The sequence below is a fragment of the Halomonas sp. KG2 genome, assembly GCA_030440445.1.
GTDB lineage: Bacteria > Pseudomonadota > Gammaproteobacteria > Pseudomonadales > Halomonadaceae > Vreelandella.
This window is the reverse complement of record CP098528.1, coordinates 2,816,430-2,834,151: the sequence shown is the minus strand read 5'-3', so window position 1 is coordinate 2,834,151 and position 17,722 is coordinate 2,816,430. Positions and strand designations below refer to the sequence as shown.

Annotated in this window: 9 protein-coding genes; 2 read left to right on the top strand and 7 right to left on the bottom strand. The window is 54.1% G+C overall.

The annotated features are described in order from the left end of the window. Positions 1 to 47: 47 nt before the first annotated feature. Entirely contained in the window at positions 48 to 461 is a 414-nt protein-coding gene (rnk, locus tag NDQ72_13265) for a nucleoside diphosphate kinase regulator (GenBank protein ID WKD27030.1), read from the top strand. Positions 462 to 472: 11 nt separating this feature from the next. Here the strand turns inward: rnk and rfaH are convergent, their stop codons facing one another. The 7 genes from rfaH to NDQ72_13230 are packed head-to-tail and all read right to left on the bottom strand — an operon-like array spanning position 473 to position 15,387. Beyond that, positions 473 to 1,000 (bottom strand): transcription/translation regulatory transformer protein RfaH, encoded by a 528-nt coding sequence (gene rfaH / locus NDQ72_13260; GenBank protein ID WKD27029.1) that lies wholly within the window; start codon positions 998 to 1,000, stop codon positions 473 to 475. A gap of 3 nt (positions 1,001 to 1,003) precedes the next feature. Next, positions 1,004 to 2,338 (bottom strand): aminotransferase class I/II-fold pyridoxal phosphate-dependent enzyme, encoded by a 1,335-nt coding sequence (locus NDQ72_13255; protein WKD27028.1) that lies wholly within the window; start codon positions 2,336 to 2,338, stop codon positions 1,004 to 1,006. After that, positions 2,335 to 9,651, bottom strand: a complete 7,317-nt coding sequence (locus NDQ72_13250) for a type I polyketide synthase (GenBank protein WKD27027.1) — start codon at positions 9,649 to 9,651, stop codon at positions 2,335 to 2,337. The genes NDQ72_13255 and NDQ72_13250 overlap by 4 nt, the downstream gene beginning before the upstream one ends. Beyond that, the gene (locus tag NDQ72_13245) at positions 9,648 to 11,270 is read right to left on the bottom strand and encodes an LTA synthase family protein (GenBank protein WKD27026.1); all 1,623 of its coding nucleotides are present in this window, start codon (positions 11,268 to 11,270) and stop codon (positions 9,648 to 9,650) included. Before NDQ72_13245 ends, NDQ72_13250 begins: the two co-directional genes overlap by 4 nt. 1 nt (position 11,271) lies before the next feature. Then, the gene (locus NDQ72_13240) at positions 11,272 to 12,090 is read right to left on the bottom strand and encodes an SDR family NAD(P)-dependent oxidoreductase (GenBank protein WKD27025.1); all 819 of its coding nucleotides are present in this window, start codon (positions 12,088 to 12,090) and stop codon (positions 11,272 to 11,274) included. Next, positions 12,087 to 13,322, bottom strand: a complete 1,236-nt coding sequence (locus NDQ72_13235) for a capsular biosynthesis protein (protein ID WKD27024.1) — start codon at positions 13,320 to 13,322, stop codon at positions 12,087 to 12,089. Before NDQ72_13235 ends, NDQ72_13240 begins: the two co-directional genes overlap by 4 nt. A gap of 1 nt (position 13,323) precedes the next feature. Continuing rightward, the gene (locus NDQ72_13230; GenBank protein WKD27023.1) at positions 13,324 to 15,387 is read right to left on the bottom strand and encodes a capsular polysaccharide biosynthesis protein; all 2,064 of its coding nucleotides are present in this window, start codon (positions 15,385 to 15,387) and stop codon (positions 13,324 to 13,326) included. 325 nt (positions 15,388 to 15,712) lie between these two features. On the opposite strand from NDQ72_13230, the gene NDQ72_13225 reads away from it, so the two are divergent. Continuing rightward, entirely contained in the window at positions 15,713 to 17,710 is a 1,998-nt protein-coding gene (locus tag NDQ72_13225) for a diguanylate cyclase (GenBank protein ID WKD27022.1), read from the top strand. Positions 17,711 to 17,722 lie beyond the last annotated feature (12 nt).

Genomic DNA, 17,722 nt, shown 5'->3' with positions numbered 1-17,722 from the left:
TTATGCTCACTAACATCACTATTGATTGCTTTCCGAGGAGAGTAGAAATGGGGCAGCGTCCTCCTATTATCATTAATCGTCTTGATGCTGAACGACTTCAGCGCCTGATTGATAATGCATCTGAAAAAGACATGATGGTGGCGGAGCTACTGGAAGAGGAGTTGGAGCGCGGGGAGGTGCTTGACCCTCAGGACATCCCTGAGGATGTGGTCAGTATGAACAGCCAGATACGCTTTACTGACTTGACACGCGAACGTCAGATGATTCGCACATTAGTGTATCCTCATGCGCTTGAAAGCGTTGAGGATGGCATTTCGGTGATGGCGCCAATTGGCGCGGCGTTAATTGGCTTACGAGTGGGCGATGTCATTGAGTGGCCGCTACCCAACAACACCGAAGTACGCCTGCGTATCGATGCGATTTTCTGGCAGCCCGAGCGGGAGAAGCAGTTTCATCGATAAAGAGGGGAGTATCACCCCTCGCGCTTCTGTAAGCTATCAACAGAGATCTCGACATCCTGTGGGCGTTGTAGCACGTTAAGCAGCACAATGGCGCGCTCTTCGCCTTTGCAACGTTTGAAAACGGCTTCTAAATCTTTGAAGGGGCCGTCGGTGATCGTCACTTTTTCCCCTGCGCAGAAGTAGCTGTGGCTGCCTTCCTGATGATGCGGCTGTGCGCGAAGGGTATCTACCAAGGCATTCGGCACGGCGATGGGCGTGTTGCCAAAGGTGAGTAGGCGCAGTACGCCGCGGGTAGAGCGAATTGGCCGCCAGTTGCTGATGGTCTGATCCAGCCGAATAAACAGGTAGTAGGGGAAAAGTGGCTCGGTCACCAGCGTGAGTTTGCCTTGGCGCTTACGTTTAGCGTTAAGCACTGGGTGGAACACCTCATAGCCTTGATTGGTGAGATGTTCAGCGGCACGAAATGACTCGCCGCCTTTGCATTGAATCACATACCAGCAGGGGTTAATCCGCTCTGCTTGGGTTTCGAATTCCTCCATAAATCACCCTTTGGCGTTTGCGAGCAGTAGCGCGAGTGCATCCAGCGTTTGGTCAACATGGTCTTTCGTGTGTTCACAGGAAAGAAAAAAGCGCAGCCGAGCGCTTTTCTCGGGAACCGCAGGATACAGAATAGGCTGCACGTTAATGTGCTGTGCAAACAGTGCGTGGGAGAGGTGTGCCGCGAGCGGCGAGCTTCCCACAATAACGGGCACGACAGCAGAGCCAATACTGTGGCCGGTGTCCATTCCTCTAGCTTGAGCCTGCTCGAGGAAGTAGCGTGAAATTGCCTGTAGCTGGGTAACGCGCTCGGTTTCCTGGGGCATCAATTCCAGTACTTTAAGCGAAGGCGCGGCCACTTGAGCGGGCATGCCGACGCTGTAAAGAAAGCCGGGTGCAAAGTAGCGCAGTGTTTCGACCAGTGCTTTATTGCCTGCGATATAGCCCCCGCAGCCTGACAGCGTTTTGCTCATCGTCCCCATCCAGATATCAACATCGGTTGGATCAATCGCAAAGTGCTCTCGTAAGCCTAGGCCAGTGTCGCCCATGACGCCAAACGAATGCGCTTCATCGACCATCAGCCACGCCTGATGGCGTTGCTTTAGTTCAATAAAGCGGGGCAGGTCGGGGATGTCGCCATCCATGCTGTAAAGCCCTTCAATGACGACAAGAACGCGTTCAAATTGATGGCGATGACGACTTAACAGAGCATCAAGTGCGGCGGGATCGTTATGGCTGAAAGATATACGCTTGGCGCCGGAAAGCTGTGCGCCGACTAACGAGCTGTTGTGGATGTACTCGTCGTGAAGCACGAGGTCTTTCGGGCCCAATAGGTAGCCAAGGGTAGACACATTTGTTGCGTGACCGCTGACAAAAACAACCGCGTCTTCAACACCATAGATGTTGGCGATCGCTTGCTCTAGTTCACCGTGAATAGGTCGTTCACCCGAGACGACGCGACTGGCAGAAACGGAGGTGCCGTAGTGAGCCGCGGCGTCGGATGCCGCTTGAACAACCCGTGGGTCACCGGAGTAACCCAGGTAGTTGTAGCTGGCGAAATTGATGCACGCATGCCCATCAATCACGCTAGTAGCACCAGCGAGGCCGTCATGGACTTTAAAAAATGGGTCTATCAGCCCTAGCTGTTTTGCGCCTTGGCGCATCATGACGAGCTGTTGATAGCCCGGGTGGGCATCAAATCGTGTAAAGCGCTCGGGAACCGTCCGAGTTGCCTCGACGCCTGAGATAGCAGGGGCCTGGGTGCTGGTGGCACGGGGCGTTGGGCGCTTGCGTGCCTGTTCCAGCAGCTGTCGTTTCAGTTCAGAGCGCTTTACGGTCATGGTGTCTCGGTGGTAGATGTTGAAGCCGACTCATTGTTGAGTCCGTCCGCCCCGTGGCGAGCGGCCAGAGAGGCTAACGCATCTTGTGGCGCTTCTTCAACATCATTGTCATGCTGATGTAATTTTTGAATCAGCACACCTGCCAGTTTGTTCAGCGTTGACGCTTCACTCAACACCATCACCGGTACTTGCACGTTCAGGCGGTTCTCGATGGCAGTCATCAATTCAACGCCCATGAGCGAGTCAAACCCCATATCGTATACCGAACGATTGATGTCGATTTTCTCTTCATCAATCAGCAGGATACTGGCCAGTTCTGCGCGCAGTAGGTCGGTAATGGTGCTATGCAGCTCTTCCGGCGAGAGGTCGGCCAGTAGCGCGCTGATATCGTCATCGTGGTCAACGCTGCCATCATCATCGCTGGTGCGGGCAATTTCGTTAAACCGCGGTGCCTGGGCGGTGGGCAAGAAACGCGCCAGTGCTCCCCATTCAAGCTCAAGAACACCAAGGCTTGGCCCAGGCGTCAGCAGCATTTGTTCGAGCACGCTGAGGGCATCATCAGAGCGCAGCGCAGAACCGCCTAAGCGCTCTTGCAATGCATCCCGTGTACGCGTATTGCGCGCCAAGAAACCGACATCTTCAATGGCCCCCCAGCGGACGCAGGTAGCAGGAAGACCAGCGGCGCGACGGCGGGCAGCAAAGGCTTCTAGCCAGTGGTTGGCGGCAACGTAATTGGCCTGTCCTGGGTTGCCAAATAGCGTGGTCGCCGAGGAGTAGAGCACAAAGAAGTCGAGTGGGATGTCCTGGGTGAGAGCATCCAGATGGCGGGCACCGTCAATTTTAGGAGCCAGCACCTTTTGAATACGCTCGGCATCTAAGTTACGAATCAAGCCGTCGTCGATCACTGTTGCGGCATGCACGATGCCACGCAGTGGGCTAAGTTCGCGTTGCACGCGCGCCATAACGCTTGCTAGCGCGTCGTAATCGGTGATATCACAGGCTGCAGCCAGTACCTTCACGCCTTGGGCTTCAAAGGTCGCGATAGCGGCTTGGGCTTCTTCGCTAGCGGGGCCGCTGCGGCTTAGCAGGATAAGCTGACGTGCCCCTTTGCTGACTAACCATTGAGCCGTTTTTAGGCCAAAGCCACCCAAACCACCGGTCACTAGATAGCTGGCGTCGGCTGCGAGTGTCATAGCGCCGGTGCCTAATAGCTCGTTACGCGGTGGAGCAATAGGCTGTTCGTAGGTGACCACCACTTTGCCGATCTGGCGTGCTTGCTGCATATAACGGAAGGCATCAATCACTTGGTTGTGACTGAACGCCGTGAACGGCAGCGGGCTGAGTGTGCCATCGTTAAATAGCGCCATCATTTCACCGAACAGGCGCTGGGTGAGGGCAGGCTGCACTTTCATCAACTGGTCGGAGTCGATGCCGAAGTAGCTTAAGTTGTTGCGGAACGGGCGCAGGCCAATATGAGTGTTTTCATAGAAGTCCCGTTTACCTAATTCCAGGAAGCGACCAAACGGGCGTAATGCACGGAGGTTTTGGTTAATCGCTTCGCCTGCCAAGGAGTTCAGTACGACATCAACACCTTCGCTTTGCGTATCCTCTAGGATCTCTTCGGCAAACGTCAGCGAGCGGGAGTCGTAGATACGCTCTTCACCCATAAGGCGCAGGAAGTCGCGCTTCTCTTCAGACCCAACGGTGGCGTAGATATCGGCGCCCAGCCACTGGGCAATTTGCAGCGCGGCAATACCCACACCGCCAGCGGCACCGTGAATCAGTACTTTCTCACCGGGCTCCAGGCGCGCCAGATGTTTTAGCGCGTAGTACACGGTGAAGAATGTGGTCGGTATTGTTGCGGCAGCAGCAAAGCTGACGCCTTCCGGTAGGGGCGCGACGGCATTCTGGCTAGCAATCAGGCGGTCGCTGAAGCTGGCGGGTCCAAAGCCCACGACCGCTTGGCCGGGCGCAACGTGCTGAACATTGGCACCCACCGCGAGAACCTCTCCCGAGAACTCAAGCCCTAGGGTTGGGCCAGCGAAGCCATTTTCAATTGCTTCATCAGACAGTAAGCCAAGGGTGTACATCACATCGCGGAAGTTGAGCCCGGTCGCTTTGACACGAATTTCTACCTCATCCGCGCCAAGTTCAGGCAGTGGGCGTGGCCGCCACTGCAGCTGACGCAATTGCCCTGGTAGGGCGAAGCCCAGCGTCATTGCCTGATGAGGCGCAGCGCTTGCCTGCTTGACCGGGTGAGGCGCGGGCAGGGTACGAAGACGGGTAGCAAATCGCTCGCCTTCAACCGTTATTACCAGCTCGTTTTCGCTATCTGGCGTAGCAAGTGACGCTGCAAAGGCGTTTAACGCCGCATCGCTGGGAGCGTTTGGTAGATCGATCAGCGTGACGCTATGGCCAACCGCTTCATTGGCGAGCGAACGGCCAAAGCCCCATAGTGCGGCGTCATCGCCTGTACTGGCAGCCTGGGTCGGCAGCCAAAGCGTGACACGGCTGCCTTGGCTTTCAAGCCCACTTGCTTCTAATGCCAGTGACCACTGTTGTGCCATGTAGCAGCGTTGGGTTTGAGCGGCGGTTGTACAGCCCTTTAGCCCACGCAGATCAATCACATTGAGTGCGGCAGGTGCGTCTTGGCGTTCGCCTAGCGCTGTATTTAACAGGGCTTGCGGAGTTGCATCGCTGACGGTTAGCCATATGTTGGCGGTGCCTAACCGCTCTGCAAGCTGGGCAGCAAGTGCTTCGTTCTCAGCGTCTGAGACAATCAAATGGTATGCCTCTGCTGCCGTTTGAGTCAGTGAGTCATTGCTGGCTGCGTATTGGCCATGCAGTAGGTAAGCACCATTTTCTTCCAGCTCAACCGGCGGCGAAACGCTGAGACCTTGTTGCGCTAACCACTCGACTAGGTTGTCTTGTTCCAGGGCGGTTTGGTCGATGCCGGGTGTCGCCAGTAAGTCATCAAGCCAACGGCTCGGGTGAACACCAATCACCATTACCTGAGCGCCTGGTGCAAGCTGGCCTGGCAGCGCTTCAATCAACTGGCGAGTGCGTTCAGGCTGGGTCACGTCCACGCTGATAAACGCCAGTGGGGCTTTCTCTGCATTACTAAGCGTTGGCAGTGAATCTTCCAGTGGCTGGATATCCATCAGCGGGAAACGCTCTTGAAGCTGTTCCGCCTGATGGCGAGCAGTGTCGCTGGTAGTGATAGCACGGTAGTGGTGCGCATCTTTAGCGATCGCCGTATTCGCTAATTGTTCAAGCAGTCGCTGCCCCAGGGCGGGGGTACAGGGGCCTGCTTCTAGCAACTGCAGCCGCTGACCGGTGGGCAGCGTGTCTAGCGTGGCTTCCATTAATGCGCCAAGCTCGGCGGCTAACACTTGCCAGCCGTTTTCGCCGATAAGGACGCGATTAATGCCTGCTAGGTGCTCAGTGGTAATGCCTAGGCTTTCAAGAGTGTCGTTGCCGCTGGTCAATCGCTCACGGTGTAGCCCTAAGCGACCCACCATATGAATAGGGGCAAAATAATCGGGGTAATCCTGTACCAGTAACTGCCAAATGGTTTCCGGTGCGAGCTGATCCTCGCCAGCGTTAATATTAACACCAGCAAAGGCCTCACTAAGGCTATCGAGCAGCGGTGATACTTCTTGGGCATAGCGTTGACCGGTACTGGCAGTAAACGCATCGCTTAGCCCAGCCAGCCGGGCGATTGCACTGCCTGGCAGCGAAAGCGTCGCCGCGTTAAGCGGAGCAGGCGTTAACTCAACATCCAGGTAGCTAAAATGCTGGTGATGAGCGCGGTTTAAGCGAATCGCCTTGAAGCGGGTTTCACTAAGCACGGCCACGGCGTTGCCGGCAGCGTCATACAGTTCGAAATCGGCGGTGAAGGAGTGAGGTGCGCGCTTACCCATTACTGCTCGTGCCAGCACAGGCGCGCCGGCTTCAGCATTCACCTGGATGCGCCCAACACGAACCGGCACGAAGGCTAGCTGGGCTGCAAACTCGCTGTGTTGAGCCAGCAGCGGAATGAACATCTGAAAAGCACTATCCAGAATGCCCGGATGAACGTACAGCGTATCGAGCTGCGACTGGACACTATCGGATAGGGTAATTTCACCAATGACGCTGTCGCCTTCAATCCAGCCACGGCTAATGGCTTGGAACGCAGGTCCGTAATGTAGTCCGATACGTTCGGCCATCTGCAAGTGCTCGGCCAGGGTATAGTCTGGCGCGCGGTTTGGCAGGCTTGGCGCTTTTCGGTTGAGTAAGAAGCCTCGGCTTTCGCGCATGCGGCGGGCAACGGCATTTAACTGCCATTCGCTACCAGTGGCTGGCTCGCGGGAGTGGATGGCTAAGCGGCCATCGTCTGGGTCCAGCGTTAAGCGCATGGAGCGCCCGTTGTGGCCATCCAGCAGTAGCGGAGCGCGAATCTCCAGCTCTTCAATGTCTAAAAGCGGAGTGTCTTTCTGCTGCAGGGCCGCCGCTAGCGTAAGTTCCACAAACCCAGCGCCTGGGAAAACGGCGCCTTCGCCGACGACGTGATCGGCAAGCCATGGCTGGCGCTTGGTATCCAACTGGCTTTCCCAGGTGTGATCCTGCTGCGCCAATGGGTAGCCAAGTAGCGGGTGCTGATAGTAACGCGCGAGCAACCCTTGGCCATCGTTGGTGCCTTGCACCCAAAGTTGAGTGCGTTGCCAGGCGTAGCGTGGCAGCAGGACGCGCTGGCCTTCTACGGGGAAGAAGTGGTGACTATCGAGGCTTAATCCGCTTAGCAGCAATTGGCCGAGGCAGCGAGTTAAACCGTCTACGCCAGGCATGTGGCGCTCAATAGTACCTAGCACTAATCCGCTGCGCTCTTGCTGACGCAGAGACTCGTTCAGATAGCGGCGCAGGATGGGATGGGCACCGACTTCTACAAATACATTGTAACCCTGCTCAATAAGCACCGTAGTGGCGTTATCAAACAGGACGGGCTCGCGAATATTGAGCCACCAGTAATGGGCATCCAGCTGTGTGCCTTCACTGATGGTGCTGGTCACGGTGGACACATAAGGAATCTGGGTGGTGCGTGGACTAATGTCAGCCAGGGCTTCCACGACGCCTGCTTTGATACTGTCCATGGCGGGGCTGTGGAAGGCGTAATCCAGTGGCAGGCGCTTTGCAAAGGTGCTCTGTTCGCTAAGGGCTGCCTCGATGGTGCTTAGTTGGTCACGATCACCCGCTAACGTAATGCCTTTGGGGCTGTTAATGCCTGCCAGGCTAATATTGCTAAATTCGGGTTTTTCAAGCCAGGGGGCGATCTCTTCCGCGCTGATGGCGACAGCCGTCATTTCCCCAAGACCACGGGTTTTGCCCTGGTAGAAGCTGCGGTAATAAATAACTTTAACGGCGTCTTCTAGCGTTAATGCACCGGATGCCCACGCGGCAGCAACTTCGCCGACGCTGTGGCCGAATACGGCGGTGGGCACGATGCCCTTGGATTTAAGCCATTCGGTTAACGCGACCTGCAGTGCAAACAGGGCGGGTTGAGCGATTTCGGTGCGTTCAAAGCGGCCTTCTTCGCTGGACTCTGCCTGGTTACGCCCCGCAAGCTCGTCACGTAACGAAAAATCACCGTGCTGCTGGAACAGCGCATCCACACGATCAATGGCGTCGCTAAACACGGGTTCGCTGTCTAATAGGTCGTGGCCCATGGTTTCCCATTGGCAGCCGTTACCGTCGTAAACAAACACCGGGCCCCGGGCGTTAGCTAAGCGCTCCAGTGTCACAACGCTGTTGGTTTCACCTTCAGCAAACTGGCTGAGCGCGCTGGCGGCGGCTTCCGCTGTTTGGGCGAAACACAGCGCGCCAAACGTGTGTTGTTCGCGGTGGCTGTTCAGCGTGTGAGCGGTATCATAGAAAGCATGGTCGCTTTCGCGTAGGAAATTAGCTAGTCCACGAGCATTAGCCGCCAGTGCTTCCTGGCTTCGTGCGCTAATGCGAATTGGTAGCGCAGCATCGGGCACTTGACGAGGCGCTGGTGCTTTTTCGGGAGCACTTTCCAGTATGACGTGAGCATTGGCACCACCAAAACCAAAGGAATTAACGCCAATGACCAAGCGGCCCTGCTTTTTGAGCGCTTGGGCTTTGGTGACAACGCTAATGTTCCACTCATCAAATTTGATGCGTGGATTAAGATTGCGTATGCCAATCGTAGCGGGCACTTCACGGTGCTGCAGGCTGTACAGCGCCTTAGCGAGCCCGGCAACGCCTGACGCTGTTTCTAAATGGCCGAGATTACTTTTCACTGAGCCAATCAGCAGCGGTGTTTTACGATGCTTACCAAGTGCTTCGCCGATAGCTCGGGTTTCAATGGGGTCGCCAACAGCGGTGCCGGTGCCGTGAGCTTCAAGGTAGTCGATCTCGTCCGGCGAAATGCCTGCCTGTTCGTAGGCACGGCGCATTAACTCAATTTGGGCGCTAGGGTTGGGTACCGTCAGGCCAGATTTGTGGCCGTCAGTGTTAACCGCTGAGCCTGCTACCACGGCCAGGATATTATCGCCATCGGCCACGGCTTGATCATAATCTTTTAGTAAAAACAGCCCGGCACCCTCGGAGCGCACGTAACCATTACCGGCTTCATCGAAGACTTGGCAGCGGCCAGTGGGCGAGAGCATGCTGGCCTTCGAGAAAATAATAAAACCATAGGGGTGCAGGTGCAGGCTGATGCCGCCTGCTAGCGCCATATTGGTTTCGCCGCTGCGAATCGATTGGCATGCCTGGTGGAATGCCACCATGGAAGATGAACAGGCGGTATCCAGCGACATGCTGGGGCCATGTAGATCAAAGACGTAAGAAAGCCGGTTAGAGGCGATACTTGATGTATTACCTGTCGCGGTCGAGGCATCAATCGCCGACATGTCATCGGCAAGGCGATAGGAATAATCAAGGCTGGCGATGCCAAGGAAAACGCCACACTGGCTACCGCGCAGGGTGCTGGGCACTATGCCCGCGCTTTCCATGGCTTCCCAGGTAAGTTCTAACAGCATGCGCTGTTGCGGGTCCATGTTCGCCGCCTCACGGGGCGAAATGCCAAAAAACTCTGCGTCGAATCCGCTTATATCGCCTAGGCTACCCGCGGCAAACGTTACGCTGGTGCCGGGATGGCGCTTGTCCGGATGCAGGAAAGCATCGAGGCTCCAACGGTCGGGGGCCACTTGGGTGACGAGGTCTTTTTCGGCTTGCAAGTCCTGCCAGAACGTTTCAGGTGTGGTGCCGGGGAAACGATGGGCGGCGCCGATAATGGCAACGCGTTTAGTCATTCTTGCTCCTGAGGTTCTGGTTCTGCCTTGATCACATCGCTACTTATATCGCGTCCAAACGCTCGTTTAAATAGGTAGACGCCAAGTTCGTTTGCTTCCAGCGTGCATGAGGTGCGCTCAATGGGCGTCTTATCATGCAAATTACGATCTACTTCCGTTGACCATATCATGTACGGGGTGCTGCTAGCAGGAGGCGAATAGTGCCTATATGCGGCAGGCAGTATGGGTACGTGGTCACCGTACCAGCCCAGCAGCCCTGGTCTTATAGCAGAGTTTAGCGCTGCTTTAACGCTTCCGAGCATTTTATCTGATTCACCCAAATGGTGCAGGTAAACAGCCAAATCGCGTAAATGAGGCGGTAGCGGCCACGGCGCTGCTGGCAATGTGGACGCTACTGAGGCCTTTTCCGGTGCTTCTAAGTGTAAAGGGCCGTGATTCTCCATGGTAATTACAAACACAAAGAGAGGCCTATTATCGTTATCTTCAAGCAGGCGTCCAACTCTACGTGCAACGGCTTGGTCACCAGTGTACTGACCATGCTTATCCTGGCTTTCGAATGCACTAATGTCGATAAACGTCTCAAACCCCAGTTTGGGAATAACGCTGTCTCGCATGTAGAAAGTAGCGGGATAAGGATGAACACAAACAGTTCGATATCCTTGGGCTTTAAATGCACTGGCAATGCTGGGAAGTGTGTGGCGCGACAGCGTACGGTATGGATTAAACTGGCGCGCTCCCCAGGCATCAGGCGCTATGCCAGTTAAAACGGCGCATTCGGTGCGCACAGTGTTTGCGCCCCATGCGGGTACATTCAGTGCTCCCTGCACGATAGCTTCCTGGCAGGTAGCATCATAATTCGGCAGTAAGTCAGCGGCAATCTCGCTACACCAGGGGCGAGGATCAAAAAACGATTCACTTTGTACCAGCACAACGTTTGGCTTTACCGCATCGGCGTCTAGCTCAAGGTTATGTTGAGAAAGTGGCTGAAAGGGCGATGCGTCGGGTGTAGGCGGTTGTGAGTGCATCAGGGCAATGCCGTATGCCCACAGGCTGGAAAATAGCCCCAGTCGATTTAGGTCAATGGTAGGGGTAAGCGTGATAGGCGGCAGTTTTCGCCATCCCAGCCAAACGAGCAGCGTGCCGATTGCTATCAGCACTAGGCTATTCACTAGAAACGCTGTGCCACCCCATTGGCGAACCAGCGATGGTTCAAAAACCAAAAAGCTACCAATGGCAACCGTACCGGCGCTGCTAGCCGCAATGGCGAGACCAATGCCGAAAAAAGGCACATACAGACGTGGGTGCAGAATAGCATCCCAGAAGTATTCAAAATCGTGACAGATAAAGGGTTCGTTCAGCGTGCGTGATTTAGTGTTGCTGGACTGCACGACCACGAGTTGCAGCGATAAGATGAAAACAACAGCAAACCAAGGGCGTTGCAGAAGCAACATAAAGGCGCCAAACAGCAGTAACCAGCTACCAAGGTGCAGCGTGTTTGCGGCTATGCCGCGTTTCCAAAACGGTTGTGGGCGAGGGCTCAGCAGCGCCTCGAACAGCACACTACCTAACAAGCCTACTAAAAGTGGGCTAATAAATGTGGATGATAGAAAGAACGCCACGCTACGCGCCCCCGGTATGATTAAAGCCAAGGCGTTTGATGAGCCATTGAGAAATGCCTGCCGGTAGCACGGCCAGCCACCAAGTACCGAAATTCAGCGGGAAGGGAAAACTGATACGAGCGCGGTTAGCGGTGATGCCACGTTGTATGGCGTTGGCAGCCCGCTCCGGCGGCCATTCCCAAGGCTTGGGGCCAGGCATGGCATTGCACATGGCGGAAGTGACGTAGCCAGGCATTACCACGGTCACACCAATGCCATGGGGTTCGAGTAAGCCTCTTAGGCCTTCTCCGTAGGCTTTGATGCCCGCTTTGCTGGCGCTGTAGCTTGGCGTTGTCGGTAGGCCGTGCCAGCCTGCCAACGAGCTAATAAACACCAATTGACCGCTGCCGCGTGCTTGCATGGCGGGAACCAGTCGCTGGGCCATTGCAATGGGAGCTTTCAAGTTGACATCGAGTAGCGCTTGAACCTCGTCCCACGGTTCTAGCGTGCTTGCGCTTGGATGAGTATTGATGCCCGCATTGGCAATCACAATATCTGGAACGTGCTCGGCACATAGCGCATCAAGCCAGTCGTTGAGTTCGCTTTGGTCGGTTAAGCTGGCTGATGATAGCGACACCTGTGCGCCTTTTTCTCGACACGCCATCGCCAACCCTTCAAGCGTCTGCTGGTTGCGGCCGTGTAGCACCAAGTGCGTAGCAGGGGCTGCATAAGCACGGGCTAGCGCCCCGCCTATTGCACCGGTGGCACCGGTAATCAGCACGCAGCGGGGTGCATTAGAAGGGTAAGAGGTCGTTACATCAACGTTCACACCAACGCTCACAGCAACGTCTCCAGTGGTGAAGGGCAGGCTTCTAGTATACGCGCTGCATTGTTCACCGCTAAATCGATACTGGGTTGGCAGTAAAAACCACCATTAATTTGCGTCGTGTACATCACCGTGTTGCGAAAATAGCCAAAGAGCGCTTGGCTGGGCAGCGGCGGTTGGTGCCAAAACTCGTCTAGAGAGCCTTCGTAGGTGAGGCCCGCTAAATTGTAGATGGGGTCGCTGAGCGCAAAGGTAGGACACTGTTTTTCAAGGGAAACAATGCCGACCGTGCTGTTTACTGTGACGGTGCCCGTGGCGTGTTTAAGCAATGGGTTGAGATTGCCTGATTCCAGGTAAATGATGCGCCCATGTAGGCCGTAAAAATCTTCCAGCCTTTTAATGATGTTCGGGTAATTAACCAGCCCCATATCCAGCGGGTGGTTTTTTATACACAGCAGCGCATCACTAGGGGCGTTTAGCGCAAAGGATCCCATCACGTGATCCATCACCTCTTCCATATTGGCATAAGGTGAGTGGTCGCGAATCTGCGCATCGGTGTTGAGCTGCAGCGGCAGCATAAAATAAGGCTTTCCGCCTTCGATAAGGTTTTTAATCCGCGCAGCATCACGCTTTTTCCAGTACTTAAGTAAGGTAAAGCGTTTGGCGTAGCCCGCATACTCCACCGGCGCAGTGATCGGCGCATGGTTACGATAGTGGGGAGCCACCAGAGGATTCGCTAACCCCGCCAGGTGATAGCACATGTCGTGAGCGGCACGGATTTTAAAAGACGAACGAAAGCGAACCGGTGCAGGGAGTTTGGGCAGCGCTTTGCCAGTTTCAAAAAACCACTTGGGGTCTCTGGGCAGCAGCGAGTGACCATTAACACCCTCGCGTTCAAGGGTGACCCAGAAAGGGCGAAAGTAGCCTTCTTCAAAGACGTGGGTACGAATGCCAGCCGCGGATGCTAAGTCAACCGCGGGGCGGTGAATCGGACGCCGGTCACCAAACAGCACCTGATCGGTAATGTCGTAACGTTGCCACAACGACTGGATATAAGCCGGTAGCTCGCTTAGCGGGCCGCGAAACAAATGGTTCTGGCTATGGGTGCGCTGCCAGTAGACGATATCGCCAGCGTTGAAGTTAACCTTTACCACGCGATGGCCATCGTCGGTTAGCCGACGGGCGAGACGCTGGTAAAAGGGCGAGCAGACGCCTTGGAGAAATAAGAATGCACGCTTTTGCTTCAACTTAATGACTTCCAATGAATAAGTTACGATAGCAGCGATATAGCCGCTGCTTCCATGTAAGCATATGTTTTTGAGACTTAACTTGTTCTAATTTAGCCTGCTCCAACAGGCTGACTACCGTTTCAGCATTACACAGCTGTCGAGAGCCGGGATCGACGTAGCTTGGGTATAGAAGCAGTGTTCCTGCGACTAGCGCATCCAGCGACAGCGCCCGGTTGCGTCGCGGGCAGTGCATGGCATCCTGGGTTAGCCCCCAGCCGGCATAAAACGGAAGGCCATAGGTGCATACCTGGCGTCGACGAAGTAGCGCTTCAAAACCAGTGAGCGAGCTCATGGTATGCACTGCATCAACGCGTGCTAACAATATGGTGATATCGATATGACTAGCGTCGAGATCATACAGGCGTTTGGCGTTGGTATCGAGTGCTCCGACACGGGCACCGGTAATCACGTCAGGGTGGGCTTTGTAAACGATAAAAGCATCGGGGTTGGTGTCCCGTACGGCTTTTAACAGCGCACTGTTAGTACTTATCTCTGGCGACCCTGTGGCAATTGACGCATCGCTTTCTACCTGGCCAGGCACCAAAATAATGTGTTTGTTGGCGGGCAATTCAATGGCTGCTTTGCCCGGTACATTATATTTGGAAAGCTTCAATGCGACCAACCGTTCGCGCAATCGTTCCGCTCGCTCTAATAAGTCATCGCTGAAATCAGCGCTATTGAGCAACGTTTCTAGCTCGCTGGGCTGGCTTGGGTCGTAGTAAATGCCCTGTCGATCAATGACCAAAGAGAGTGGCTGAGTGAGGTCTACCCCAAGGCCCACGGAGCGTATAAAGCCGTCTTCCATTCGCCATAATGCCGCTATATGGTCACGATGACGGGCTTTAAAGTCATCGTTAATACGACTGGACCACACCAACAGATTGGTTTTTTCAACATCCGCCGAAAAAGCGGCTGGCAGCTCTTTTTGATAATCAATCTTGGCCGCTGGGCCAAGAAAATGGCCAATGAAGCGCTTTTTCCATGAAGAGAAGCCGCAGGCTAACCACTCACCACGCAGGCGCTCCTGCTGGCGCTTTTGGTCGGCAATCAGAGCAATCGTTTCTTCCAGCGTCGCGGCCTTGCCCGTATAGGGGTTGGCATATCGGGTGTAACGAAGATAGGCGGCGGCAAATACCTCTTCTAAGCGCCGAGAGACCCTTCTACGTGTACAGCTGAGCTGGTCGTGCGTTAATCCCCATCCCGCATAGAAGGGCAGGCCAAAGCAGTGTACTTGCTTACCTGCCATCAGGGCTTCGAAACCTAACTGGCTGGTGACGACATAAACGGTTTTAACTCGGTCAAACAGTGCCCAGGGGTTAATGTTATCGCTGATGATATGGCAACGAGGGTTCTCGTGGGCGTCTGCTAGATGCCCCTGCTTTTTACCTGCGATAACGTCAGGATGTACTTTAATAAAAATATCGGCATCAGGATGGTTGTTTAAAGCGCACGCTAACATCTGCCGAAAACTGTCTGCGTTAGCGCCACCATAGTGAATAGAGGCATCGCCTGCCGTTTGATCCACCACCAATACATTGTCAGTCCCAAATACTGTGTCAGTTCCAACATTGTCAGTTCCAGCAACGGGAAGCGAGTAATCAGGCGCGTGGTTGTATTTCGATAAGCGATAACGCGATAGTTGCTCAATACAGCGCGTGGCCTGGGCAAGCTCCTCGTCGTCAAACGTGGCATGATTAAGCCAGTTTTCTAAATCACTAGGTCGAGAGGCGTCATAATAGATGCCCGTGTAATCGACGACCATGCTATGAGGCTGATAACCTTCGACTCCTAGTCCTAAAGAACGAAGAAAGCCATCCTCAAGAGCGACATACGGTAGGCGATGACGAGCGGCATAATTTCGCGCACCATCACTTGTGGGCTTGAGCCCCCAGCCAATAACCGCATTCGGTTTAGAGCTCAGTGGCCTAATGCGTGAAAAATGCGAGTATTCAGGCAAAAAAGAAGCAAGCGCGTTGATCTTGGTAATACCGGGAGATGTATAGCCTGCTATTAGTTTTGCCATGAAAGAGCCGAAATAGAGTCAAAAACAAGCGTAAATATAAACGCAAACAATTAAAGCGGCGAACATACGTGAAAAGGTCTAGCTTATCAATTAAGCCTAAAGTGGTCTTACGGTAAGAGGGTTCCTTGTTACATAATGATACATATTAAAAGTACAACCACGTTGAATTTCACCAACGCGCACTTCTTCCACCATTTTGGTAAGTTGTCGGTTTATAACGCGATTGGGGCAGGCTCATTGGACGCAAAGGTAGCAAACGTTAATAAGAAGGTGGTGATTGGTGCGTCTGGCTCCTGCCTGCAAAAGATCGATGTTTAGGAAATCGGTGCCGAGTAAATCAATCCTTAGTTCTTTAAAAGGCCGGCTGCTGCTGGGGCTTTTGTGTGCGCTGTTGATACTGGCTGGGTTGGTGTTGGGGATGGCGTGGCAGGTGGGAAAAACCATGGTGCAAGAAGCTAATATGGCCCACATGCGTTATGAAGCCGACCTGATTGCGGATGAAGTTACTCAGCAAATCGACCACCGTTTTCAAGCGCTAGAGCGACTAAGCGACATCCTTGGAATGTCGAATGACCCTGAATGGCTTGGCTATGAGCTGCGCAAAAACGATGCACTATTGGCATGGTTCGACGCTATCGTTGTCAGCAATAGCAACGGCATAATTGTGTCTGATTGGCCAGCAGTGGCGGGGCGTGTGGGCCTTGATACAGCAGAGTTTGAATATTTTAGAATGCTCAGAGGCACGCGAAGGCCTTATGTCAGTGAGCCGTTTGTTGGTCGGGCTAGTGAAATGCCAATGGTGTTAGTAAGTGTGCCCCGGTTAGACAGCGACGGGCGATTCTCGGGCATGATTGGCGGGGTCGTCAGCTTAAATAGCAGTGGGTTATTCAAACGCCTAGCAACCATTCGATTGGGTAGTGAAGGTTATGCCGCGATTTCTACTGCAACTGGCCAAATATTATATCACCCGAATAGGGCGCTAATTAATAACGATAGCTTTGATGCAACGGCTATCCCGCTGTTGGACTTAGCACTCGATGGCTGGCAGGGCGATGGCGTTGGTATGTTGCTTGATGGCCGAGTTGGTCTACAGTCCTATGCGCAGGTATGGTCGGCGAACTGGGTGGTAGGGCTTTATCTTCCTATAAAACAAGCTCAATTACCGTTATCTGGTTTTATCCATAAACTATGGTGGATTTGGTGCGTTGCTGCGGTATTAATGATGCCTATTTTATGGTGGTTGCTGGCACGTATTTTAACGCCATTAAATCTGCTGGAAACACAAATTGGTGAAGTAGGGCTTGGACGCCGTTCTGGCGTTGATCTTGCGACCAATATGCAAGAGCTAAAACAAGTAGCCAGTACCTTTAATCGTGTTGAGAATGAGCGTCAGCTGCTAGTAGGGCACCTTCAAGAGCGTGAAGCATTTTTGGATTCGGTGCTCAATGCCTCGCCCCAAGGAATGTTTGTGGCTGACTTTGGCGGCGACATTACCTATATGAACCCCGCGCTATTAGATATCTTGGGTATTGAACCTGATATGCCTATGGAAGCCTGGCTTGAGCAAATCCATATAGATGATCGTTCCGGTGCGAAAGATATGTGGATGCATAGCTTAAAAACCGGCAATGACTACGTGCGCCAACTGCGCTTTATACGCAGTGACAAAGAGATGCTTTGGCTTGAGATTCACGCCCGTGTGGTCATGCTTTCCCAGGGTGGGAACTCGCTTGGCTTGGTGGGTGTGGTAAAAGACATTACCGAACGGCGTGAGCAGGAAGCGCTTCAACGTTGGGAAGCAGAGCATGATCCATTGACTGGCTTGCTCAACCGCCGTGGTTTTGATCGTCGTCTTGAAGAGGCCTTTGCCGACTTCCGGAAAACCAGTACACCGTCAGCGCTGCTGCTGTTCGACCTTGATCACTTCAAACCCATTAACGATGAAGGTGGACATGCGTTAGGGGACGAAATGCTGCGCCGTATTGCCCAGGTAGTCGCGTGGGAGGTTCGTCGCAGCGACCACGTGGCACGTCAAGGTGGTGACGAATTCGGGGTGTTGCTGCCGAGTTGTACCTTAGGCCAGGCGCAACGCATTGCTGAATCGCTACGCCAAGCGGTGAGCGAAGTGTCGGTTTCCCATGAAGGCAAAGAGTACACCGTGACGTTGAGTATTGGTGTGACCAGCTTTGATGAGAATGACACTAACTACAACGTGGCACTTTCCCGAGCGGATGCCGCCAGCTACGAAGCCAAAGGGCATGGGCGTGATAGTGTGGTGGTCAAACTGCCAAAGGCACTAGACCCAATGTCGTTATTTGAATAACACGTGGTCTTT

Excerpts from the sequence above, each read along its gene's own strand:
- NDQ72_13250 (WKD27027.1), bottom strand. The coding sequence starts at position 9,651 with ATGACTAAACGCGTTGCCATTATCGGCGCCGCCCATCGTTTCCCCGGC.
- NDQ72_13230 (WKD27023.1), bottom strand. The coding sequence starts at position 15,387 with ATGGCAAAACTAATAGCAGGCTATACATCTCCCGGTATTACCAAGATC.
- NDQ72_13255 (WKD27028.1), bottom strand. The coding sequence starts at position 2,338 with ATGACCGTAAAGCGCTCTGAACTGAAACGACAGCTGCTGGAACAGGCA.
- rfaH (WKD27029.1), bottom strand. The coding sequence starts at position 1,000 with ATGGAGGAATTCGAAACCCAAGCAGAGCGGATTAACCCCTGCTGGTAT.
- rnk (WKD27030.1), top strand. The coding sequence starts at position 48 with ATGGGGCAGCGTCCTCCTATTATCATTAATCGTCTTGATGCTGAACGA.